The organism is Sphaerisporangium sp. NPDC005288, assembly GCF_040607475.1.
GTDB classification, from domain to species: Bacteria; Actinomycetota; Actinomycetes; order Streptosporangiales; family Streptosporangiaceae; genus Sphaerisporangium; species Sphaerisporangium rhizosphaerae.
This window is the reverse complement of sequence record NZ_JBEXGT010000029.1, coordinates 1-22,319: the sequence shown is the minus strand read 5'-3', so window position 1 is coordinate 22,319 and position 22,319 is coordinate 1. Positions and strand designations below refer to the sequence as shown.

General features: G+C 73.5%; 19 protein-coding genes and 1 riboswitch. Of the genes, 7 read left to right on the top strand and 12 right to left on the bottom strand.

The genetic code is table 11. The features are described from left to right. Positions 1-75: 75 nt before the first annotated feature. Positions 76-1,587, bottom strand: a complete 1,512-nt coding sequence (locus ABZU32_RS25475) for an excalibur calcium-binding domain-containing protein (RefSeq protein ID WP_354925818.1) — start codon at positions 1,585-1,587, stop codon at positions 76-78. A 371-nt stretch (positions 1,588-1,958) separates the two neighbouring features. Here ABZU32_RS25475 and ald point away from each other — a divergent pair, with 371 nt between their 5' ends. Then, on the top strand, positions 1,959-3,074 hold the full coding sequence (gene ald / locus ABZU32_RS25470) for an alanine dehydrogenase (RefSeq protein WP_354925815.1): 1,116 nt from the start codon (positions 1,959-1,961) through the stop codon (positions 3,072-3,074). Between the two features lie 149 nt (positions 3,075-3,223). Here ald and ABZU32_RS25465 read toward each other — a convergent pair whose 3' ends face one another. Beyond that, the gene (locus tag ABZU32_RS25465; RefSeq protein WP_354925812.1) at positions 3,224-3,955 is read right to left on the bottom strand and encodes a DUF3105 domain-containing protein; all 732 of its coding nucleotides are present in this window, start codon (positions 3,953-3,955) and stop codon (positions 3,224-3,226) included. A gap of 124 nt (positions 3,956-4,079) precedes the next feature. Between ABZU32_RS25465 and ABZU32_RS25460 the strand changes: the two genes are divergently transcribed. Further along, positions 4,080-4,712 carry a DUF305 domain-containing protein gene (locus tag ABZU32_RS25460; RefSeq protein ID WP_354925809.1) on the top strand — a complete coding sequence of 211 codons (633 nt, stop codon included), beginning with the start codon at positions 4,080-4,082 and terminating at the stop codon, positions 4,710-4,712. A 40-nt stretch (positions 4,713-4,752) separates the two neighbouring features. On the opposite strand, the gene ABZU32_RS25455 is transcribed toward ABZU32_RS25460, so the two are convergent. The 3 genes from ABZU32_RS25455 to ABZU32_RS25445 are packed head-to-tail and all read right to left on the bottom strand — an operon-like array spanning position 4,753 to position 8,599. Further along, positions 4,753-5,814: a low specificity L-threonine aldolase gene (locus tag ABZU32_RS25455; protein ID WP_354925947.1), complete on the bottom strand. Its 1,062-nt coding sequence runs from the start codon at positions 5,812-5,814 to the stop codon at positions 4,753-4,755. 47 nt (positions 5,815-5,861) lie between these two features. Beyond that, positions 5,862-6,542, bottom strand: a complete 681-nt coding sequence (locus ABZU32_RS25450; protein WP_354925806.1) for an SDR family NAD(P)-dependent oxidoreductase — start codon at positions 6,540-6,542, stop codon at positions 5,862-5,864. Next, positions 6,539-8,599: a DUF6421 family protein gene (locus ABZU32_RS25445; protein WP_354925803.1), complete on the bottom strand. Its 2,061-nt coding sequence runs from the start codon at positions 8,597-8,599 to the stop codon at positions 6,539-6,541. The genes ABZU32_RS25450 and ABZU32_RS25445 overlap by 4 nt, the downstream gene beginning before the upstream one ends. 288 nt (positions 8,600-8,887) lie before the next feature. Here ABZU32_RS25445 and ABZU32_RS25440 point away from each other — a divergent pair, with 288 nt between their 5' ends. Continuing rightward, positions 8,888-10,588 carry a hypothetical protein gene (locus ABZU32_RS25440; RefSeq protein ID WP_354925800.1) on the top strand — a complete coding sequence of 567 codons (1,701 nt, stop codon included), beginning with the start codon at positions 8,888-8,890 and terminating at the stop codon, positions 10,586-10,588. Next, complete coding sequence (locus ABZU32_RS25435; protein ID WP_354925797.1) at positions 10,585-12,375, top strand: protein kinase; 1,791 nt, start codon at positions 10,585-10,587, stop codon at positions 12,373-12,375. Before ABZU32_RS25440 ends, ABZU32_RS25435 begins: the two co-directional genes overlap by 4 nt. On the opposite strand, the gene ABZU32_RS25430 is transcribed toward ABZU32_RS25435, so the two are convergent. From ABZU32_RS25430 to ABZU32_RS25400, 7 genes are all read right to left on the bottom strand, one after another. Continuing rightward, positions 12,372-12,830, bottom strand: coding sequence for a PIN domain-containing protein (locus ABZU32_RS25430; protein WP_354925794.1), 459 nt, complete (start codon positions 12,828-12,830; stop codon positions 12,372-12,374). The genes ABZU32_RS25435 and ABZU32_RS25430 overlap by 4 nt on opposite strands. Then, positions 12,827-13,072, bottom strand: a complete 246-nt coding sequence (locus ABZU32_RS25425) for a hypothetical protein (RefSeq protein WP_354925791.1) — start codon at positions 13,070-13,072, stop codon at positions 12,827-12,829. Before ABZU32_RS25425 ends, ABZU32_RS25430 begins: the two co-directional genes overlap by 4 nt. Positions 13,073-13,174: 102 nt before the next feature. Next, complete coding sequence (locus tag ABZU32_RS25420) at positions 13,175-14,074, bottom strand: adenosylcobinamide amidohydrolase (RefSeq protein WP_354925788.1); 900 nt, start codon at positions 14,072-14,074, stop codon at positions 13,175-13,177. After that, positions 14,062-14,913, bottom strand: coding sequence for an ABC transporter ATP-binding protein (locus ABZU32_RS25415; RefSeq protein WP_354925785.1), 852 nt, complete (start codon positions 14,911-14,913; stop codon positions 14,062-14,064). Before ABZU32_RS25415 ends, ABZU32_RS25420 begins: the two co-directional genes overlap by 13 nt. Positions 14,914-14,929: 16 nt before the next feature. Then, positions 14,930-15,934, bottom strand: a complete 1,005-nt coding sequence (locus ABZU32_RS25410; protein WP_354925945.1) for an iron ABC transporter permease — start codon at positions 15,932-15,934, stop codon at positions 14,930-14,932. 196 nt (positions 15,935-16,130) lie between these two features. Then, positions 16,131-17,087, bottom strand: a complete 957-nt coding sequence (locus ABZU32_RS25405) for an ABC transporter substrate-binding protein (RefSeq protein ID WP_354925782.1) — start codon at positions 17,085-17,087, stop codon at positions 16,131-16,133. Positions 17,088-17,185: 98 nt separating this feature from the next. Continuing rightward, a riboswitch (cobalamin riboswitch) is annotated at positions 17,186-17,240 on the bottom strand. A gap of 102 nt (positions 17,241-17,342) precedes the next feature. Then, the gene (locus ABZU32_RS25400) at positions 17,343-18,194 is read right to left on the bottom strand and encodes a Gfo/Idh/MocA family oxidoreductase (protein WP_354843764.1); all 852 of its coding nucleotides are present in this window, start codon (positions 18,192-18,194) and stop codon (positions 17,343-17,345) included. Positions 18,195-18,669: 475 nt separating this feature from the next. On the opposite strand from ABZU32_RS25400, the gene ABZU32_RS25395 reads away from it, so the two are divergent. The 3 genes from ABZU32_RS25395 to ABZU32_RS25385 all read left to right on the top strand — a co-directional run. Further along, complete coding sequence (locus ABZU32_RS25395; RefSeq protein WP_354925779.1) at positions 18,670-19,971, top strand: cytochrome P450; 1,302 nt, start codon at positions 18,670-18,672, stop codon at positions 19,969-19,971. Beyond that, positions 19,971-20,849 carry a terpene synthase family protein gene (locus tag ABZU32_RS25390; protein ID WP_354925776.1) on the top strand — a complete coding sequence of 293 codons (879 nt, stop codon included), beginning with the start codon at positions 19,971-19,973 and terminating at the stop codon, positions 20,847-20,849. Before ABZU32_RS25395 ends, ABZU32_RS25390 begins: the two co-directional genes overlap by 1 nt. Further along, on the top strand, positions 20,846-22,319 hold a 1,474-nt coding region (locus ABZU32_RS25385; protein WP_354925773.1), incomplete at its 3' end, for a prenyltransferase/squalene oxidase repeat-containing protein. The genes ABZU32_RS25390 and ABZU32_RS25385, both read left to right, overlap by 4 nt.

Here is a 22,319-nt window from a genome sequence, read left to right as displayed (position 1 = left end):
AGCGCGGCACGGCGGGACACGGCGGGACACGGTGCGCATGCCAGGGCCAGGGCCGGCACGACACGGCGCGGCGGGTCAGGTGATGTCGCCGCGCTCGCAGGCCACGCCGTCGTGGTCGCCGTCGACGTACCAGTCGTACTCGGGGTGGACTCCCTTGGTGTAGGGCCCGTAGTTGGCCGCGTGGGCCTGCTTGCAACTGGAGAACCGCGGGTCGAGGGTGCGGCGCGGGCCACGCGCCGAGACGCCGGTCGCATGGGGGCTCGCGGAGCCCGCCGGCTGCGCGCCCTTCCCGGCGGGCGTGGCGCCGGTCCCGGTTCCCGGGGTGTGCGTGGCGCCGGGCGGGACCAGCGGCACCGAGCCCGGCTGTGAGGCCGGCGCCGAGGGCGCGCCCGTCGCGGGCGGGCCGGAGGGCACCCCGGTCGTGGCGCCGCCGGGGGGCGGTGCGGCCGTCGTCGCGGCGGTGGGCGGGCAGGCCGGGGAGCCGCCGACCGTTCCGGCGCCCGGGTCGCCGATCGTGCCGCCCGTCCCCTGGCCGCCCGTGGTGCCGGTTCCGGGGGTGCCGGTGGTGCCCGTGCCCGGGTCGCCCGTCGTCCCGGTGCCGGGGTTACCGGTGGTACCGGTGCCGGGGTTACCGGTGGTACCGGTGCCGGGGTTACCGGTGGTACCGGTGCCCGGGTCGCCGGTCGTCCCGGTGCCGGGGACGCCGGTCGAGGGGCAGGACGGGGTGGGGGTCGGAGCGCCGCTGCCGGTGACCGTGCCGACGCCGCCGAGCAGGCGCGACATCAGCGCCTCGGCGGTCTCCTTGGACAGGCCCGCGATGCTGAGGCTGTCCTGGGTCATGGGCTGGGCGACCCGGGGAGCGGTGACGACCTTGTCGTCCACCACAACGGCGAGCTGCTGGTTGAGCGTGTCCTTGATGAGGTCGGCCAGCCGCGCGCGGCTGTCGGGCGCGGGCACGACGCGCACGGCATAGGTGCCGTCCTGGGCGGCGACGGTCGAGATCCTCACCACGGAGGTGACGGTGACCCCCCGGGCGACCTGGTAACACGTCGTCCCCGCGTCGTCGAGCACGGCCTCGGCGCCCGGGCACGGCGCGGCGCGCACGCCGGTGACGGGCGCGAAGTGGATGGGGGTGGCCAGGCGGCTCGGCGGGTCGGCGCCGAGCGGCAGGTCGGGCTCGCGGGTCATCAGCACCGCGATCGTGCCGAGGACGCCGGTGACGACGATGGCCACGAACAGGCCGGCGATCAGGGCGATGGTCGTGCCGCGCCCGGCTCTCGGGGGCCCGGGCGGCGGCTCACCGGGGACGGCGGGCCCTTCGGGGCCGGGGGGAATGCCGCCGGACCCGGGCGGGAGGTCCTCCTCGCCGGCCGGCGGAGGCACGGCCTCCGGCGGGACCGCCGCGAGGGGCGTCTCCTCGGGCTCGCCGGGCACGGGCCGGATGTCGACCATGGTCTCGTCCTCGGCGGAGCGGAGGTCGTCCATGAGCACCGGCGGGTCGCCGGGGTCGGCCGGAGGAGGATCGCCGAGACCCGGCAGCACGCCGGCCGGATCACTGTGATCGCCGGCCGCCCGACGGTTGCGCATCCTCACCCCTTCGACATCGCCTCGCCCCAGGAGCGGGGCGTCCGCCCTTGATGTCCGGTGACCGACATCGCTCGGCCGAGCCTATCGAGGCTCGCCCGTACGAGCTAACCGCAGGATGGACGTCGGAGAGGGGGTCCTACGCTGAAGAGAACCTGACAATTCGCCCGCGCGCCGAGATCGGCCCCGATATCCCGAGGGCCTGGGCGCCTGCGGCGGCCGGCGGGACGCCACGGCCGCCGGCTCGGGCGCCGGGCCGGGTGAGGCGGGGTCGCTCCTGGGCAGTGCTCCGCTGATCACACCGTCACCGGCACGCGAACGGCGGTAACGGGAGACGAGCGGGCAGCCGCCGCCCCGGGTCGAAGGAGGATCTCATGAAGGTCGGAATACCCCGAGAGGTGAAGGACCAGGAGCATCGGGTCGCCCTCACCCCCGCCGGAGCCAACGAGCTGGTCCGCCACGGCCACCAGGTCTTCGTCGAACAGGGCGCGGGCGCCGGTTCCTCCATCCCCGACGAGGACTTCCGGGCGGCGGGCGCGGAGATCCTCCCTTCGGCGGAGGAGGTCTGGGGGGAGGGCGACATGATCCTGAAGGTCAAGGAGCCCATCGCCTCGGAGTACCCCCTCATGCGGCAGGGCCAGGTCCTGTTCACCTACCTCCACCTCGCGGCGTCCCGGAAGCTGACGCTCGCGATCATCGAGTCGGGGGTCACGGCCGTCGCCTACGAGACCGTGCAGACGGCCAACGGGGCGCTCCCCCTGCTCGCGCCCATGTCCGAGGTCGCCGGACGCCTGGCGCCCCAGGTCGGCGCCTACCACCTGATGCGCCAGGGCGGCGGCCGGGGCGTGCTCATGGGCGGGGTCCCCGGCGTGTACCCGGCCAAGGTGGTGGTGCTGGGCGCCGGGGTGACCGGCATGAACGCGACCACGATCGCCCTCGGCATGCAGGCGGAGGTGCTGCTCCTGGACAAGAACATCGACCGGCTGCGCCAGGCCGACACCATCTACCGGGGGCACCTGCAGACGGTCGCCTCCAACATCTACGAGATCGAGCGCGCCGTCCTTTCCGCCGACCTGGTGATCGGAGCGGTGCTGGTCCCGGGGGCCAAGGCGCCCAAGCTGGTGACCAACGAGATGGTGGCCCGCATGAAGGAGGGCTCGGTGCTGGTGGACATCTCGATCGACCAGGGCGGGGCGTTCGAGGACTCCCGGCCGACCACCCACGCGCACCCGACCTACCGCGTGCACGACTCGGTGTTCTACTGCGTGGCCAACATGCCGGGGGCCGTCCCGCACACCTCGACGTACGCGCTGACCAACGTCACCCTCCCCTACGCCCTCGCGATCGCCGACAAGGGATGGCGGGAGGCGCTGGGCGACGACCCGGCGCTGGCGCTCGGGCTCAACGCCCACGCGGGCACCCTGACCAGCCGCCCGGTCGGCGAGGCCCACGCGCTGGAGGCCGTGGACCCCGAGGACGTCCTTCGCTGACCGGCCCCGCGCCCGGCCGCGAGGGCCCGGCGCCGCACCGGACGGCGAGAGCGGCGGGGGCGGCGGAGACACGGACATGACAGGGCCGGCCGGCGGAGGCGAACCTCCGCGGGCCGGCCCGGTTCCGCCGCCGCTGGGCGCGGGACGGGTCAGGAGCTGGGCGTCGCGCTCGGCATGGCCGACGACTCGGCCGGGGCCGGCGACTCGCTGGGAGCGGCCGACGCGTTCGGCGCCGGGGTGGGCGACGTGGTGGGGATCGGGTTGTCGGCGGCCAGCGCCGAGGTGGCTTGATCGCCGCCGCAGGTGGCGCCGTACTCGGGCGTCGTGCTCGGGTTCTGCTTGTACTTGGTGATGTACCGCGGCAGGCGCGCGTCGTCGGCGCCCGTGAGGGCGAGCTGGTGGTTCCAGGAGCTCACCACGACCGGCGCCGTCAGACCCGGGTACGGGCTGAGCAGGATGTAGTCAGAGGTCACCATGGCCTTGAGCTTGTCCACCTGGGCCTTGGGCAGGTCGGGCCGGTAGGTGATCCAGACCGCGCCGTGCTCCATGGAGTGCACGCCGTTCTCGGGATTGATCGGCCCGTCGTAGGGGCCGCACTGCTGCCACTGCGGGTTGTGCTCGCCGCCGACCGGCGGCGTCTCCTTGTAGTTGACCTTGATCGCGGTGTGCTGGGAGGCCTTGTAGCTGAAGGTCTTCACCGCGTCGAGCGAGCCCGCGGCGTTCTCCCTGATCACGTAGAAGCCGACCAGGCCCACGACGAGGACGATGACGAAGGCGCCGACACCCCACATGAGCATCGCCGAGCGCCGTTCCTTGCGCTTCTGCACGGCGCGCATCTGGGCGAGATGCTCCCGCCGTGCCTGCGTCCTCTCCTTGCCCATCGTGTTTCCTCCAACGGCCGTTCAGGACGTGTGTGGTCAAGCTGCCGATACTTATGTGGAGGATAGTGGGTAGGTAATAACGTTTGCGTTCAACGTCTGGCACGACCCCTCATATTGGCTGGCAATGGTCAACTCACGCTCACGTCTGGTCCTGGTCGCGCTGCTCACCTGCGCGGTGACGGCCGTCGCCACCTTCCTGCTGTTCGGCAGGTCCGCGCCGCCGGGAGACGCCTCCCCGGAGGCCGGTTTCGCGCGTGACATGGCGGTACACCACGCGCAGGCCGTCGAGATGAGCTTCACCGTGCGCGACGAGACCGCCGACTCCGCGATCCGGGGACTGTCCTACGACATCATCACCACCCAGACCGCGCAGCGTGGAATTTTCATGGGCTGGCTGCAGCAGTGGGGCCTGGACCAGGCGGGCTCGCGGCCGGTGATGGCCTGGATGGCGGGCCACGGCGGGCACGGCGGGTCCGCGGCCCCCGTCGCGGCGGCGGGCGGCGCGGCGATGATGCCGGGCATGGCGACGCCGGAGGAGCTGAAGCGCCTGAAGGCCGCCAAGGGCAAGGACGCCGAGGTCATCTTCCTCCAGCTCATGATCCGCCACCACCAGGGAGGCGTGGACATGGCCAAGGCGGTGCTGAAGCTGACCACCCGCGACGAGGTGCGCACGATGGCGCAGAGCATCGTGGACACGCAGAACGGCGAGATCGGCTACATGACCGAACTGCTCACCGCCCGGGGCGCCAAGCCCTGACCCGCGTCGAGGCGCGGGCGGGCCCGGGCGCGGCGGGGCGTCAGGAGGCGGAGAGCTCCTCGGCGACGGCGGCGGCGAAGGCGTCCACGTCGGCCTCGGTGGTGTCGAAGGCGGTCATCCAGCGGACCTCGCCGGTGGCCTCGTTCCAGGTGTAGAACCGGAACCTCTTGCGCAGGCGGTCGGCCGCCTCGCGGGGCAGGACGGCGAAGACGGCGTTGGCCTCGACCGCCCTGGTCAGGGAGACGCCGGGGATGTCCCGCACGGCGGCGGCCAGGCGCGCGGCCATGGCGTTGGCGTTGCGCGCGTTGCGCAGCCACAGGTCGCCGGCGAGCAGCGCCTCGAACTGCGCCGAGACGAACCGCATCTTCGAGGCGAGCTGCATCGAGCTCTTGCGCAGGTAGACCAGCCCGCGGACGGCCGAGGGGTTCAGCACGACGATGGCCTCGCCGAACATCAGCCCGCTCTTGGTGCCGCCGAAGGACAGCACGTCCACGCCCACGTCGGTGGTCAGCGCCCGCAGCGGCACCTCCAGCGCCGCCGCGGCGTTGACCAGGCGTGACCCGTCGAGGTGCAGCAGCAGCCCGAGCTCGCGGCAGTGCGCGGAGATCGCCGCGATCTGCTCGGGGGTGTAGACGGTGCCGAGCTCGGTGCTCTCGGTGATCGTCACGACCTTGGGCTGGGCGTGGTGCTCGTCCCCGAAGCCCCATGCCTGCCGGTCGATCAGCTCGGGGGTGAGCCTGCCGTCGGGTGTGGGCACGGTGAGCAGCTTGAGCCCGGCCATCTGCTCGGGCGCGCCGCCCTCGTCGGTGTTGACGTGGGCGCTCTCGGCGCAGATGACGGCCTCCCACGGCGCGGTCATCGCCCGCAGGCCGACGACGTTGGCGCCGGTGCCGTTGAACACCGGCCACGCCTGGGCCTGCGGCCCGAAGTGCCGCTGGAAGACCTCCTGGAGCGCCTCGGTGTAGACGTCCTCGCCGTAGGCGATCTGGTGGCCGCCGTTGGCGAGCGCGACCGCCTGGAGGACCTCCGGGTGGACGCCCGCGTAGTTGTCGCTCGCGAACGCCTTGACCTCGGGGTCGTGGCGGCGCCGTGCCTGGGTCATGTGGTCGTGCCCCCGCGTGTCGTGCTGGTGGTGCCGGTGGTGGTCGGTCACGTCGTCAGGTCGACCCGCAGGCCGTTGACCTCGGCGGCCGGGCGGTCCCACAGCCCGGCGACGGCGGCGGCCAGGTCGTCGACGTCGGTGAAGCCGGGGAACCTGCGGTCGGGGCTCGCCGCCCGCATGTCGTCGTTGACCAGCGCCTTGATCACCAGGATGGCGGCGGCGCTGCGGGTGCCGCGGAGCGCGTCGGCCAGGGCGAGCGTCCACGCCTCGGCCGCGGCCTTGGCGGCGGCGTAGGCGGCATTGCCCTGGGTGGGCTCCCGCGCGGCCTTGGCCGAGACGATGGCGAACCGGCCGTCGTCGCTGTCGCGCAGCAGCGGCTCGAAGGCGAGCGAGACGTTCTGCAGGGTGCGGACGATCGCCTCGTGCAGGGCGTCCCAGTCGACGAGGTCGGTGTCGGCGAAGGTCTTGGACCCGCGCCAGCCGCCGACGAGGTGGACCACCCCGTCGACCCTGCCGTGCTCGGCGCCGATGCGGCTCGCCGCCTCGCGGACGGCCTCGCCGTCGGTCAGGTCGACCGCGGTCACGCCGTCGGAGGCGCGCCGGCCGAGGCCGATCACGGTGTCGCCGCGCGCGGCGAGCCGCGCGGTGACCGCCCGGCCGGTGGGCCCGCCGGCCCCGGCGACGACCACCACTCTGCTCGCCGGCCCGCCCTGGTCGCCCTGGCTCACGCGCGGATTCCCTTCGTCGCCTCGATGACTCCGGAAAGCTTACGACGCAGGGCCTCGTAGAACATGCTCAGGGGGAACTCGTCGGGCAGCACCGCGTCCACCACGGCCTTCGGGAAACCCTCGACCGGCAGGGCGTCGGCGCCGCGGTTCCACACCGACGCGGGGTGCGGGGCGACGTAGGAGGCGACGAGCTGGTGGGCGGCCAGCCAGTGCGCGAGCTTGGAGCGGTCGATGCCGTCGCGGTAGAGCTTCTCCACCTCGCCGCGCAGGTCGGCCACGCAGTCGGCGACCCGGTCCCAGTCGATGGACAGCCGGTTGTCGGTCCAGCGGACGACGTCGTTGCGGTGCAGGTAGGCGAACAGCAGCTGGCCGCCGAGGCCGTCGTAGTTGCGCACCCGCTCGCCGGTGATCGGGAAGCGGAACAGCCGGTCGAACAGGATCGCGTACTGCACGTACCGGGCGTGCGGCACGCCCCGCCCCTCCAGCGCGACGGCCTCGCCGAACGCGGTCAGGTCACAGCGCAGCTCCTCCAGCGAGTACAGCCAGTACGGCATCCGCTGCTTGATCATGAAGGGGTCGAACGGCAGGTCGCCGTGGCTGTGGGTCCGGTCGTGGACGAGGTCCCAGAGCACGAAGGTGTCCTGGGCGAGCTCCTGGCTGGAGAGCAGGCGGGCGGCGTCCGGCGGCAGGGCGAGCTTGAGGGTGTCGGCGGCGGCGCGGCTGACGCCGCGGAACCGCGCGGCCTCGCGGTCGCAGAAGATGGCGCCCCAGGTGAACCGGGGCGGGGTCTCGCGGACGGCGACGGTCTCGGGGAACAGCACCGCGCTGTTGGTGTCGTACCCGGCGGTGAAGTCGACGAAGGCGATCGGCACGAACATGGGGTTGTCGTACTGCCCGCTCTCCAGCTCGGCGAGCCAGTCGGGCCACACCGTGCGGATCCAGACGGCCTCCAGGTTGCGGCCGGGGTTGCCGTTCTGGGTGTACATCGGGAACACGACCAGGTGCTCCAGCCCGTCCACCCGCTGGGTGTCGGGGTGGAAGGCGTTCAGCGAGTCCAGGAAGTCGGGCACGCCGAACCCGCCCGCCTGCCAGGCGCGCAGGTCGGCGACGACGGCGGCGAGGTAGTCCCGGTCGTGCGGGAAGCGCGGGGCCAGCGTCTCGACGGCGGTGACGACGCGGTCGACGAGGGGCGAGGCGGCCGCGGCGTCGGCGACCGAGCCGTCCTTGGCGGTGAGGGGGCGCAGTGCCTCGACCGCGTCCTTGAGCTCGGCGAAGGCCTCGTCGGAGGAGCTCGCGCCGCCCGTGCTCGCCGGTACCCGTGCGGCCCAGGTGACGACGTTGCCCCACAGCCGGGCGTGCCGCAGGTCGTCGATGGAGTCGTCGCCGAACAGGTCGGAGTCGGCGAAGACGACCACCCGGCCCTCGCCGTGGCGCAGGGCCAGGGCGAGGGGGCGTCCGGCCGGGTCGGCGGAGGCCGAGGTCGCGAACAGGACGGTCGCGCCCTCGGGCGCGGTGAGCACGCCCGCCCGGTAGAAGCAGGCCTCGCGGGCGCCGGCGGTCAGGTCGTCCCCCGCTCCGGGGACCGGGGCGCCAAGCACCCAGGTGGCCACGCCGTTGTAGGAGTTGCCCGGGTCCTGGACGGTGGTGTGCTCGACGCCGACGCCGAAGCGGGCGAGCAGCTCGCCGAGGTTGTTGCCGTACTTCTCCTGCTCGCACTCGGCGAGCACGATCAGGCCGCCGCCCTCGGAGACGTACCGCTCGATGGCGTCGATCTCCTCGGCGGGGAAGGCGGGGCTGCCGAGCCCGGTGGTGCGCTCCCACCGGTCGGCGGAGGGGTGGGCGACGACGTAGACGTCGTGGGCGTTGAGCACGGCCGGGGTGACCGGGCCCTCGGTGTGCGCGGTGACGGTGTGGCCGAGGCGGCGCAGGACCTGCGCGGCGCGGGCGTAGCTGTTGTCGTCGGGGTGCGCCGGGTTGATCGCCTCGGCGACCTCGCGGCGGATCGTCCACGACTCGTTGTGCGCCTCGTCGAACAGCACCCGCGGAAAGGCCCTCATACCGCCCCATCCCTTCGTCGGTTAAATATCTTCCACCAATGTCCGGTTATGTACGAAAAATATACATGCATGACGCCACCTGACGGGAAACCCGGCACGCGACCTTCGCGTGAGCGTCCGCGCCGCCGCCGCCTCCAAGCGGCCTCCAAGTCGTTCAAGATCGCGAAATGGCTGTCGCAGATCGTTCAACGACCGATTGCAAGTGCGTGACGGCGGCCGGAGGAGCCTTGAACGAGGCTGTCCGCGCTGAGACTCTGGACTCAACCAGGTCCGGAACAGGAGGCGGAGATGCCCCGCCTGCACCACCTCGTCGCGGGGCTGAGCGTCCTCGGATCGCTCATCCTTCCCATGCACCCCCATCCCAGCGGCTCCACCGACCGAGTGACCCCTGGAACGGTCCGCGTGGAGGCGAAGGCCCACGTGACCATCAACCTGCTCGACGACCGAGGGGTCATCCAGCAGGTCGTGCGCGAGTACGACACGCCGGTCGGCACCGGCAGCGGGTTCACCGTCTCCCCCGAAGGCGTCGTGGTCACCGCCACCGGCGTCGTGCGGCCGAGCAAGGACCCCGCCGTCTACGCCGCCAACCGGGTCTTCTCTGAGTACTTCAAGGTCAAGATCCCGGCCGACTTCTCCCGGCACAAGCTGAAGAACCCCGAGCTCAACGCCCGCCTGCAGGCCTGCTACCCGCCGCACAGGCAGAACTCCAACTGCATCGCCACCACAGCCCCCAAGATCACGGTGTTCCCGTACGCGGACCCGCCCGTGCCCGAGGGGTACCCGGCCGACCTGCTGCGCACCGGCGCCTCGCCCGGCTCGCCCGCCGTGCTCAAGCTCACCAAGGGCGGCGAGGACGGCACGCTGCCCACCGTGCCGCTCGGCACGACGCTGGGCAGCGGCGTCGAGTCGGTGGACACCATCGGCCTGCCGAGCCGGCCCAGCGCCAAGGCCCCGCCGAAGGTCCAGACGGCCCACCTCGACCCGCCGGGCGGGCGCACGTTCAAAGAGGCCGAACGCGCCAAGCTCGCCACGTTCCTGAGCGAGGACGGCGACGGCGGCGCCGTGATCGACGACGGCAGGAGCGAGGTCATCGGCCTGCTCACCGGCAGCGGCGACGCGGCGACGCTGACCCCGGTGGACGACATCCGGGCCGCGCTGGTGGCCGCCGACGTGACCGCCCGGCGGGGGCCGGTGGACGTGGTGTACGAGACGGCGCTCGCGCCGTTCCACAACAAGTTCTACGCCAACGCGATCCCGGTCCTGGAGCAGGTGCTGCGGCTGCGTCCCGACCACGCCGTCGCCCAGGACCACCTGCGCACCGCCCGGGCCAACCGCGCGGGCACCCCTTCGGGCGGGCAGAGCAAGGCTCCGGCCGTCGCCCAGAAGGCCTCCGGCCTCGCGCCGCTGCTGTTGCCGGTGTCCGCCGGCATCGTCGCCGTCGCCGCCGCGGTCGCCGTCGCGGTGCCGCTCATGCTGCGGCGGCGCCGCCGGACGGCCGGCGAGGCGGCGGGCGACGGCGTTCTCGAATCCTTCCCCGCGGTCTCGGGGGTCTCCGGTACGACTGCGGGCCCGGCGGGTTCGCTCGGCTCTCTCGCCCCGGCGGGCCCCGGGGGCGGCTCCGGGAGGCCGGCGGGCGGCACCCAGGCGATGGAACCGCCGCACCCGGGCGACGGCTCCTTCCCCCCGTACCGCCAGTCCCCGTTCGGCGCGCCCGGCACAGGCCAGCAGGCGGGCCCGGCCCCGGCCGGCGGGCCGTCAACGCCCGCCGGTGTCGCCGGCACGCCCGCGGGCGGCCCGGCCACGCCCACCGGCGGATCGGGCACGCCGGCCGCCGGCCCCGCCACGCCCGCCGGGGGTCCGGGTACGCCGGCCGGCGGCCCTGAGGGGAGCGCGTCCGGCGCGCAGGCGCGGTTCTGCACGCAGTGCGGCATGCGGTTGCAGAAGGCGCACCGTTTCTGCGGCTTCTGCGGGAACCCGGTGGACCAATGAGCGAACAGGGTTTCTCGATGCCGCCGCTGATCGGCACCCAGGTGGCCGACTACCTCATCGAGGCGGTCGTCGGGCGCGGCGGCATGGCGACGGTCTACCGGGCGCGCGACCGGCGGCTCGGCCGCGCCGTGGCGCTGAAGGTGCTGGCGCCGCAACTGTCGGCGGACCAGCGCTTCCGCGACCGGTTCGTCCGCGAGTCGCGCCTGGTCGCGGCCGTCGACCACCCCAACATCATCCCGATCTACGAGGCGGGCGAGAACGGCGACCTGCTGTTCATCGCCATGCGGTACGTCGACGGAGCCGACCTGCGCAAACTCATCCAGGGCAGCGGCCCGCTGCCGGTGGCCCGCGCCTACCGCCTGTTCTCCCAGATCGCCTCGGCGCTGGACGCCGCCCACCAGCACGGGCTCGTGCACAGGGACGTCAAGCCGGCCAACATCCTGGTCGCCGACGGGTCCGAACGTGACCCCGAGCACGTCTACCTCACCGACTTCGGGCTCACCAAGAGCACCTTCTCCGAGGCGGGGCTGACCAGCCACGGCCATTTCATGGGGACCCCGCGCTACGTGGCGCCCGAGCAGATCCGCGGGCTGCCCGTGGACGGCCGCAGCGACCTGTACGCGTTCGCCTGCGTCGTCTACGAGGCGCTCACCGGGTCGCCGCCGTTCCAGCGGGACACCGAACTGGCCCTGCTGTACGCGCACGTATCGCACGACCCGCCGCCGCTCACCCCCTACCGGCCCGACCTGCCGCACTCGGTCAACCAGGTGATGCTCCGCGCCCTGGCCAAGTCGCCGAACGAGCGGTACGTCACCTGCCGCCAGTTCGTCGCCGCCCTGCGGGACGCGATCAGCTCCGACGACCAGCCCACCGGCGTGCAGCAGGCGAGTCCGGGCCGGCACGCCGCGCCCGCGACCGACCCCCCGTACGCCCACCCCGGCCCGCACGCAGGCGGCGAGCCGCCGTACGCGCCCGCCGGGCCGTACGACGGCCCGTACGACGGCCATTCCGGGCCGCGAGGCGAGGCCATGGGCTCGGCCGAGCCGACGACCTCCCTGCGTGCGTTCGCCGCGGCGGACCCGGCGGGGTCCCAGCACGCCTCCCTCGGCCCGGCCACCCGGCCGGGCGTGGCCACCGGCCCGCGTCCCGCCGCGCCCCGGCGCCGGCGCGGCCGTTTGGCGGGCGCGCTGGTGGGCGCCGGCGCGGCGGTGGTCGCGGTCGCGGTCGCCGCCACCCTGCTGCTCAACCAGGGGACGGCTCCCCTGGGGGCCAAGCGCTATCCCGGCAGCACGGCGGCGCCGATGACCTTCGAGTACCCGGGCGGGTGGGAGGCGCGCACGCACGCCGACGAGTACGCGGTCGTCTCACCGGCGGCGGCGGAGTTCGACGCGCTCTTCTCCGTGCCGATCGCCTCCGACTGGACGGCGGTCAACGCGCTGCTCGGCACCCACCCCGAACGGGCGACGGGCGTGTTCGCCGAGCTCAACGACGCCATCACCACCTCAGACCCGCCCGAGACCCTTAAGCGCAGCCTGAGCTTCGTGCTGCCGGGCCCGGCCGACTTCGCCTCGGCGCTCACCACCGACACCGTGGCGGGCAAGCCCGCCTTCCGCCTGACCGGCGTGGTCAACGACCCGGCCCAGCAGGGACGCCTCGACCTGATCGTCTACATCATCGGCCGCGGCCAGGGCCAGCCCGTCGGCCTCCTCGCCTTCTTCTGCCCACCCGGCAAATGCCACCAGCCCACCATCGACCACACCCTCACCACCGTCGCCTTCACCTCCTAGCCCCCCGCCACGGCCGACGGCCGGCGGCACCGGCTCGGCGGCCAAGGAAGCAACCTGAACGCGGGCACATGAACCGGCCGCACCACGCGGAAATGGCGATGATCGAGCGTCGCTATCTCCCGAAGCTGCAGCCGCTCGGCGATCGTGATGACCGAGGCGTCCACCACGCCGAGCGGCAGGTCCGCGTACGTCCGCACCAGGTGGGCCACACGGGCGAGATCGCCATCGGCCAGATCGAGCAAGGTCATCTGCTCGGTGACGAGAGAGTCGATGAAAGCGGCCTCGGCGCGGGCACCACGGTACTTCTCGAGCAGCCAGCACACCTCGACCATGACAGGGGCGGGAACCAGGAGGGGGCCAGAAGCCGTTTCCAGGAACTCCGCACAGCGGTGGTGGCTCTTGTCGTCGGCGTCCAGGGCCGCCACGAGCGGGCCGGTATCGAGAAGGGTCGTCACATCGGACGATCCAAGCCCTCCTTGAGGACTTCTTCATGCCGTTCGGCGAGATCGCCCACCCCGGAGTTCATCATGCCGATGAAGGAGAGCCGGCGTCTGCCCGATTGCTCCGCACTCGCCCCTTCGGGGACGTCGCCGGACTGGACCAGACGCAGGGCGACCGCGCGCAACCGGCGTGCCTGGTCTGGCTTGAGCCGGTCCACCAGGGCATGCAGGTCGTCGTAATCACGCGCGGCGTCCACATCGTGAGTGTACGCCGCGCCCCTTCCGGAGATCGGCGTTGCCGCTGATCCGCATCGACGACGGCCGGAGCGTGGGTCTGGGAGTGGGGTGAGCCGGTCGTCTCAGGTGGTGGGCCAAGGATGTGGAGGCAACGGACGGGAGGGGGAGGCGGGGGTGTGGTCGAGGGTGGGCCAGGCGTGGGCGCCGGCGAGGACGCAGCGGTGCACGGCTCTGGCGACGCGGGCGCCCCACGTGGACCTCGGGCCGCCGAACGGCTCCTCCGGGCCCTCGGCGCGGACCGCGACGCACACGGCGTCCGAGGCGGTGCCCGTGCAGGCGTACCCCGCCTCGGCCAGGGCCTGCGCCTTCGCCTCGGTCACGGTCATCACGGCGTTGACCAGGGCGGCGTCGCTCATCGCCACCGGGACGGCCACGATGATGTTGATGGTCCCCGGCGCCGGGAAGACCGGCCGGGTGTCCGGCCCTCCCCGGGCGCTGGAGTCGCGGTCCGGGTACGGCCCAGTGGCCGGAGGGAGTCCGGAGGCCGGCCCGGACTCCGGGGCGGAGCGAGGTTGAGGGGCGGGGCGGAGTTCGGGGGCTGGACGGGGTTCGGGGGCTGGACGGGGTTCGGGGGCTGGACGGGGTTCGGGGGCTGGACGGGGTTCGGGGGTGGGGCGGAGTTCTGGGTCGGGGATGCCTTCGGGGGAGGCGGCCCAGGTGGGGACGCGCAGGCCCACGGTGGCCACGGCGTCCACTCCCCCGTCGTGCGCACGGGTGTGGTCGGCGACCGAGGCCGCCGTCAGCATGCCGACCCCGCGTCCGGGTGGCGCGAGTTCGAGCAGGTGCGCGACCGGGTCCATCCGCGAGTAGGCGCCGACGACCTGCGCGTTCAGCACCCACTCCACCGGGCCGATGCCGCCTCCCAGCATGGCCGAGGAGACGGCCCGCCATCCGGGCCCGAGCCGCCACAGCAAACAGGCCAGACGGGCGCCGTCCTCATGCCGATGGCTCAGGGAGAGCACGCCTCACCCTCCTCCGGACCGCCCGTCTCCTCCGGACCGCCCGCTGGGCGGGAGGGCACGGGGGCGGCGGGGCGGACGAGGTTGACCAGGGGGCGGCCGTCCTCGCCCTGGGCGACGCGGACGTGAGCGCCGAAGGTGGCGGCCAGCAGCGGCTCGGTGAGCACCCGGCCGACCGGCCCGGAGGCGACGGCACGGCCGTCGGCGATCAGCAGGACCCGGTCGGCGTACTGCCCGGCCACGCTGAGGTCGTGGACGGTCGTGACGATCGTCAGCCCGTCCGCCAGGCGCAGCCGATCGACCAGTTCGAGCACCTGCTGCTGGTGCCCGAGGTCGAGGGCGGTCGTCGGCTCGTCGAGCAGCAGCACGGGCGCCCGCTGGACCAGTGCCCGCGCGAGCACGACCCGCTGGCGCTCGCCGCCGGACAGGTGGGCGAGCGGCCGGCGCGCGAGGCCGGCCAGGTCCAGGCGTTCCAGGACGGACTCGGTGACCTCGCGGTCGTGCCTGCCGTCGCGGCCGAGGTAGGAGATGTAGGGGGTGCGTCCCAGCAGGGCGTACTCCAGGACGGTCAGGCCGGGCGGGAGCAGGGGGTTCTGGGGGGCGTAGGCCATCAGCCGGGCCCGCTGCCGCGGCTTGAGCGAGCGCGCGGGCAGCCCGTCCACCAGCACCTCGCCCCGCGCGTCCAGCAGGCCCATCATCGCGCGCAGCAGCGTGGACTTGCCGGCGCCGTTCGGGCCGATGACCGCAAGCCACTCGCCGTCGCGCGCCGACAACCCGACGTCCGACAGCACCGTCCGCCCGCCGAGCGACACCGACAGCCCGCTCACCTCGATCGCGCTCACGACCGTCTCCTCGTGGTCATGCCTCCACCGCCCTGGTGGCGCGCAGCACCGCGACGAAGAAGGGGGCGCCGATGAAGGCCGTGACCACGCCGATGGGCAGTTCGGCCGGGGCCAGGACGGTGCGGGCGACCAGGTCGGCGAGCACCAGGAACGCGGCCCCCGCCAGCAGCGAGATCGGCAGCACCACCCGGTAGGACCCGCCCGCGAGGCGGCGGACGGCGTGCGGCACGACGATGCCGACGAACCCGATGAGCCCGCTGACGGCCACCGCCGACGCCGTGGCCAGCGAGGCCGCGCACAGCACCACGAGCCGGACGCGAGCCGCGTTCACCCCGAGGCTGCCGGCCTCGTCGTCCCCGACCGACAGCACGTCGAGCAGGCGGCCGTGCGCCATCAGCACGGCCGCCGAGACCAGGGCGTAGGGGGCGACGAGCCACACCTGCGACCAGTCGCCGCCGATGCCGCCGAGGATCCACGAGTAGATGCGCTGGAGCTGCTCGACCTTGACCTGCTGGACGAACGCCTGCAACGCCGACAGGAAGGAGGCCACCGCCACCCCGGCCAGGACCAGGGTCGCGGTGCCGCCGCCTCGCGCGGCCGTGTTGCCCAGCGCGTACGCCAGCAGCACGCCGCCGATCGCCCCGCCGAAGGCCGCCAGCGGCACCAGCCCCTCGGCCTGGACCAGGACGATGACCAGAGTGGCGGTGAGGCCCGCGCCGGCGGCGGCGCCGAGCAGGTACGGGTCGGCGAGCGGGTTGCGGAACACGCCCTGGTAGCCGGCGCCCGCCATCGCCAGCAGCCCGCCGACGATCGCCGCCAGCACGACGCGGGGCATCCTGAGCTCGAAGAGCAGCCCGCGCTCGACCGGGGACAGCCCGGAGTGCACCGAGACCAACGGCAGCCGGTCCAGCAGTTCCAGCACGACGCCCTTGAGCGGCAGCCCGGCCGCGCCGATCATCAGCCCGGCCAGCAGGCAGACCGCGAGCAGGCCGGCCGCGACGAACGGCACCACCGGCCGCATCCTCCCCGGCTCCGCGGAGGCGGCCCGTTCCGCGGAGGCGGCCGGTTCCCCGGTGGCCGGTTGCCCGGAGGCGGCCGGTTCCGGGGAGATGGCGGGGTGGTCCTCCGTGGCGCCGGGAGGGGCGGGCACGGAGGGCGGGGAGGGGTCCGGGCGGGTGCCGGTCATGGTTCTCGCAGGTGGTTCGGGGCCGGGCCGGTCAGCCGGCGGCCTTCTTGACCGCCGCGTCGACGGCCTTGGCGAAGTCGACGACGCGCGGGCCCCAGCGGGAGGCGATGTCGTCGTCGATCGGGAACACCTGGTCCTTCTTGATCGCCGACAGGCCGCCCCAGCCGGGCCGCTTGGCCAGGGTCTGCTTGGACTGACCACAGCACTTGGTGTCGGCGAGGAAGATCAGGTCCGGGTCGGCCTTGGCGACGAACTCGCTGGAGAGCTTGGGGTAGCCGCCGGCAGCGTCCGGGGCCTTGTCGGCGATGTTGGTCAGGCCGAACATCCCGTAGATCTGGCCGATGAAGGTGCCGGAGGTGACCGAGTACGGGGTGTTGTCCAGTTCGTGGAAGTAGGTCAGCCCGGCGTCCTTGGGCGCGGCGGCGGCGAGCCGCTCGATCTGCGCCTTCATGTCCGAGGTGACCTGCGCGGCCTTGTCGGGGTTCCCGGTGGCGGCGCCGAGGTCGGCGATCTCGTCGTAGCTCTCCTCCAGCTTGGTCGCGGCCGGTTCGAGCAGGACGGGGATGCCGACCTTGGTGAGCGCGGCCACGACGCCGCCGGTGTCGTTGGCGAGCACGACCAGGTCGGGCTTCTTGGCGATGATCGCCTCGGCGTTCGGCTTGAAGCCGGACAGGTCGGTCTTCGGGGCGTCGGCGGGGTAGGTCGACTGGTCGTCGACCGCGGCGACCTGCGGGCCGGCGCCGATGGCGAACAGGTTCTCGGTCGCGGTGGGCGAGAGCGAGACGATCTGCGCGGGCTTGGCGGGGATGGTGACCGCGCCGTTGCCGGCCTGGACGGTGACCGGGAAGCCGGGCGCCTGTGAAGAGGCGGCGGGGGCGGGGGTGGCCGGGGTGGCGGAGCCTGCTGCGGTGCCGCCGGACTGGCCGCATGCGGCCAGCGTCAGCGCACCCAGCAACGCGCCCGCCAAGGCCGTGTGCACGGGCCTCACGAGGGGATTCCTCCAGTTGCCGGGAATCGAGAGACCCGCGAAATGACGGATCACCCTTTTCCACGAGGGTTGATGGCGTCGGCGCGGCACGCAGGCGACCTGGCTCGGCCGGAGGGCCTCACAGTTGCGGGACAGCGCCGGACTCTCACCGGCTTCGCTGCGCTGCGCGCGTCAGGGGAACGGTACCAACCCCCGGCGGGATCGGACACGAGGGGTCGGAACCCGCCCGCGCCCGAGGCCCCTGACCTGCGGTGATCAGCGCAGCTGGGCCTCGGCGGCGGCGATGATCTCCTGCAGTCGCAGGCCGTGGCGGGCGTCGAGGGGGTGGCCCCCGCCGCGGCGGACGGTGTGGGCGAACTCGGCGACCATGTCGGGGAAGACGTCGTAGCCGAGATCGCCGCCGTCGAGGGTCTCGGTGCCCTGGCGGCCGAACACCGCGACCTGGGAGGCGCCGTGGTCGACGCGGGCGGCCATGGACAGCGACGCCTCGCTCACCGCGCCGCTCTGGTGCTCCAGCAGCAGGCCCACCCAGCCGAGGGTGTGGCCGTGGGCGCGCACGCCGGTGACCGGCCCGAGGGAGGCGTCCAGCATGTCGATCATGTGCGGCCCGACGTCCAGGATGGCTCCCCGCTCCTGCCGCCACGGGGAGTCGATGGTGTAGAGGGCTCCTGAAACGTTCATCGCGTATCCGCCGAACGGTTCGATGGCGCGCACGCGTTCGAGGAACGCCTTGGTCGTGGCCGAGTAGCGGAAGGTCAGCACCATCTGGGAGGCGACCCCCGCCTCGCCCACGGCGTCGGCCAGGCGCTTGGCCCCGTCGAGGTCGGCGGCGAGGGGCTTCTCCAGCAGGAGCGCCTTGCCGGCGCGGGCGGCCAGGACGCCCAGTTCGGCCTGCACGGCGGGCGGCACGCAGAAGGCGACGGCCTCGCAGACCTCGAACAACTCCTCGAGGCGCTCGTACACCGGGACGCCGAGCCGGGCGGCGGCTCTCGGCCTGCGGGCCCAGACGCCGGTCAGCCGCGTGTGCGGCCCCGCGGCGATGGTGGGGGCGTGGACGGCCTCCGCCCACGGCCCCGCTCCGATCAGGCCCACCGATACCGGTTCCACGACGCATCAGCTCCCGACTTATCAGATCAATCGTGGCGAGACTAGCCGAGCCTCAGCCGGGCGCGCGGCATCTCCGGCCGACCGCTTGGATGCGGGGGCCCGGAAAGACCAGCAAATACCATATCTGACGAAAAAAATCATTAGTTGCCCGGAAACTTGATCGGAGTCGTAGATCGTGATAGCTCATTGGGCCTGCACCAATTTGCCAGGAGAGTAAGCAATTGTCGCATTCGTGGTCATGCGGCGAGCGGTGCCCGACACAGACGTGCTCCGAACAGGCCGGACGTGCCCCGTCGACCGACGCCTGACCTCGTCTGGGCCGGTGCCCGCGTCGCAAGACGGAACAGTCCACGCCGTCAAGACATGACCCCGGATACCCCACAAGCAGCTCACAATTGGAGTAGTCACGATGTCGGTCGTCGCTTCCCCCCGGCGTGCCCGAACAATTCCGCTCCGCCGGATACTCGCGCCTATCGTGCGCGACCCGGTGAACATGCTGGCGGAACTGGGGAGGGAGTCGGCGGGAGGCATCGTCCGGCTGCCCGTGGGCACCCCGTCGATCTACCTCGTCAGCCACCCCGACGACGTCCAGCACGTCCTGCGCGGCAACTGGGAGAACTACCAGCGCGAGGGGATGTTCTGGCGGCCCCTCCAGCGGCTGCTCGGCGCGAGCGTCCTGGACGACGGAGCCGCCTGGCAGAGCAGCCGCGAGATCCTGCAGCCCTTGTTCACCGCCAGGTACGTCGCCTCCCTCGCCGAGCAGATGGCGGCGGCGGTGGACGAGCGGATCGCCGAACTGGAGCCGTACGCCGCGTCGGGGCGCTCGTTCGACGCGGGCGAGGAACTGGCCGACGTCGTCAACCAGACAGTGATCAAGGTGCTGTTCGCCGGGCGGCTGTCGCGTGAGGGCGGGCGCCGCCTGTCCCCCGCCTACGACCGCGCGGCGCGCTCGATCGCCTTCCGCCTGCTCCTGCCGTCGATGCCGTACAGCGTCCGGCTCCCCGGCGACCGGGCCTTCATGGACGCGGTCCAGCGGATCGACGACGTCGTCCTGCCGATGATCAGGCAGGACCGGGACCGGCGGCGGTCCGGTACCGACGTGTTCTCCGCGCTCGTCCGGGCCCGCGAGGAGCAGGGGGCCGACGAGCGACAGGTGCGCGACGACGTCGTCAGCGTCTACGGGGCGGCGGCCGAGTCCACGGCCACGACGCTGACCTGGCTGTGGGCGACGCTCGCCGCCCATCCGGAGGTCGCCTCCGGCCTCTACGAGGAGGTCGGCCGGGTCGTCGGCGATGGGCCGGTCCGGGCCTCCCACCTGCCCGAGCTGCGCTACACCAAGATGGTCCTGCAGGAGCTGATGCGCCTGCGGCCGGCGGGCTGGCTGTTCCCGCGCATGGCCAAGCGGGCCGACGTGGTCGGCGGGGTGCAGATCGAGGCCGGAGCGCAGGTTCTGATCACCCCCTACGCGACCCACCGGCTGGACGAGTTCTGGGAACGCCCGCTGGAGTTCGACCCCGAGCGGTTCGCGCCCGGCCGGCAGGAGCGCAGGCACAGGTACGCCTACTTCCCCTTCGGCGGCGGACCCCACCAGTGCCTCGGCCGGCATCTGTTCGACATGGCCGCGCCGCTCATCGTGGCGGCGCTGCTGAGCCGATTCCGCCCGGTGGTGCGCGGCGGCGGGCCTTTCACGCCGGCCGCGGCCGGGTCGCTGCGCCCGAAGGAGAAGGTGGAGCTGGCACTGGTACGCGCCCCCCACCTGCCGCGTGGGGCGCTGTGATGGCGGCGTCCTTCGCGCACGGCCTGAGCGCCGTGGAGTGCGGGCGGGCCGCCGCGGTCGCCGGACGATCGCAGCGGCACATGACCGAGTGGGCGGCCGCCTACCCCGCCCTGTTCTCCGCCAAGCCGTTCGACGCCGCGCTGTACGGCACGGTGGCGATGGCGATGGCGTTCAGCGGACCGCGGCACACCGCCGAGGAGCTGAGGACGGCCAACAAGGCGTGCCTGTGGGCGTTCGCGCTCGACTGGCTGATCGACTACGCGCTCACCTCGGCGGAGGAGGTCCGCGGCCACGCGCGGGTGTGCCTGGAGGTGGCGGCCGGCGAGGGGCCGCCACCCGGGGACGACCTTGCCCGGATGCTCGCCGACATCCGCGCCGGGCTGGCCGGGGCGCCGGCGTGGCCGGCGATGGAGGACATCTGGCAGGACGAAGTGCGGCGCACGCTCGAGGCGATGGTGCGGGAGTGGGACTGGAAGGCCGCCCATGCCACCCCGTCGATGGAGGAGTACCTGGCCAACGCCGACAACCACGCATTCAGCCTGGTGTTCACCTGCCACTGGATCGCCACCGGCGGCCCGGACGCCCCGACGGCCGCGCGGCAGGTGCGCGAGGCGGCCCGCGCGGTGCAGCGGGTGATGCGGCTGCTCAACGACCTGAGCAGCTATGAGCGGGACCGGAGCTGGGGAGACGTCAACGCCCTGCTGATCGGCGCCACGCGCGAAGAGGTCGGCGACCGCGTCGCCGTGCTCACCGCCGAGGCCGGGAAGCTGATCGGCGGCGTGCGGGACGTCCACCCGCGACTGGCCGACTACCTGGAGCGCCAGATGGACTTCTGCGCCGGCTTCTACGCGCTCGGCGAGTACTGGGGGCGGCTGTGAGCGCCCTCCTCCCGCCCCCCGGCGCATCGGACCGCACCACGCCTCACGTCAACGGCCGCGCGGCCATGAGCCGCGGCGGCTCGGCGAACGGGTACGCCTCCCCCACCGCGGGCGACACGACGGGGAACACCGCAGGCCACCTGGCGGCGCGGGCCGGCGCGCTGGTGCGGGGGCTGACGGAGCGCCCCTGGGGCGAGGTCACCGCGTCGGTCTACGAGACCGGGCGGCTGGTCACGCTGGCCCCGTGGCTGACCGGCCACGCCGAGCGCGTGGCGTTCCTGACGGGCGCCCAGCGACCGGACGGCTCGTGGGGCGTGCATGACGACTACGCCCTGGTGCCCACGCTGAGCGCCACCGAGGCCCTGCTCGCCGACCTGCGGCGCGGCTGCACGGCGGGCGGCGCCAGCGGCGGCGGCCCGCCGACCACGACTCTGGACGGCGGGCACGGGACACCGGCCGCGGCGGCCGAGCGCGGGCTGCGGGCGCTGCTGCGGTGGTCGCGCGGCGGGTACGCGGGCCCGCGCCCCGACATGCCGGCGGTCGAGCTGATCGTCCCGTACCTGGTGGAGGCGGTGAACGGGCACCTGGCGGCCCTGCGGGCGGCCGGCCTGGCCCCCTCCGCCCTGGGGGACGGGGCGGCGTCGCTGCCCCTGCCACCGGGCATGCGGGCCGACAAACTGGCCGGCGTCCGCTCGGCGCTGCGCGCGGGCGCTGTGCTGCCGGACAAGCTGATGCACGCCCTGGAGGTGGCGGGCGACGCCGCGGCCGGCGCCCGCGGGGTGCCGATCACGCCGGCCGGGACGGTCGGGGCCTCGCCGGCCGCCACGGCCGCGTGGCTCGGCGCCGGGAGGGCTCCCGAGCCGGGCCATCCGGCGCGCGTCCACCTGGAGGCGGTGGCGCGCCTGCACGGCGGGCCGGTGCCGTGCGGGATGCCGATCACCGTGTTCGAACGCGGCTGGGTGGTGAGCTGGCTGCTTCGCGCGGGCGTCCCGGTCGCCATGCCAGCGCGGGTGCTGCGGAGCCTGAACGAGGGGCTCGGCCCGCAGGGCATCCCGGCGGGAGCAGGACTGCCCGGTGACGCGGACACCACCTCCGTCGCCCTGTACGCCCTCGCTTTGGCGAGCGCGCCCGGGGAGCCCGGGGAGCCCGGGGAGCCCGGGGAGCCCGGGGAGCCCGCCAGTCTGTGGGGATACCGGGCCGGGACGCACTTCGCGACCTGGCAGGGCGAGCAGGGGTTCTCGACGACGACCAACGCGCACGTCCTGGACTGCTTTCGCGAGTACGCCACCGGCCGTCCGGACGCCTCCCCCCGATACGCGGCCGCGATGGCGGAGGTCGCGGGCTGGCTGCTCGAACGGCAGGCGGCCGACGGGAGCTGGTCGGACCGGTGGCACGCGTCCCCCTACTACGCGACGATGTGCTGCGCGGTCGCGCTCGACGCGGCCGGCGGCGGGGGGGGCGCGGGGTGCT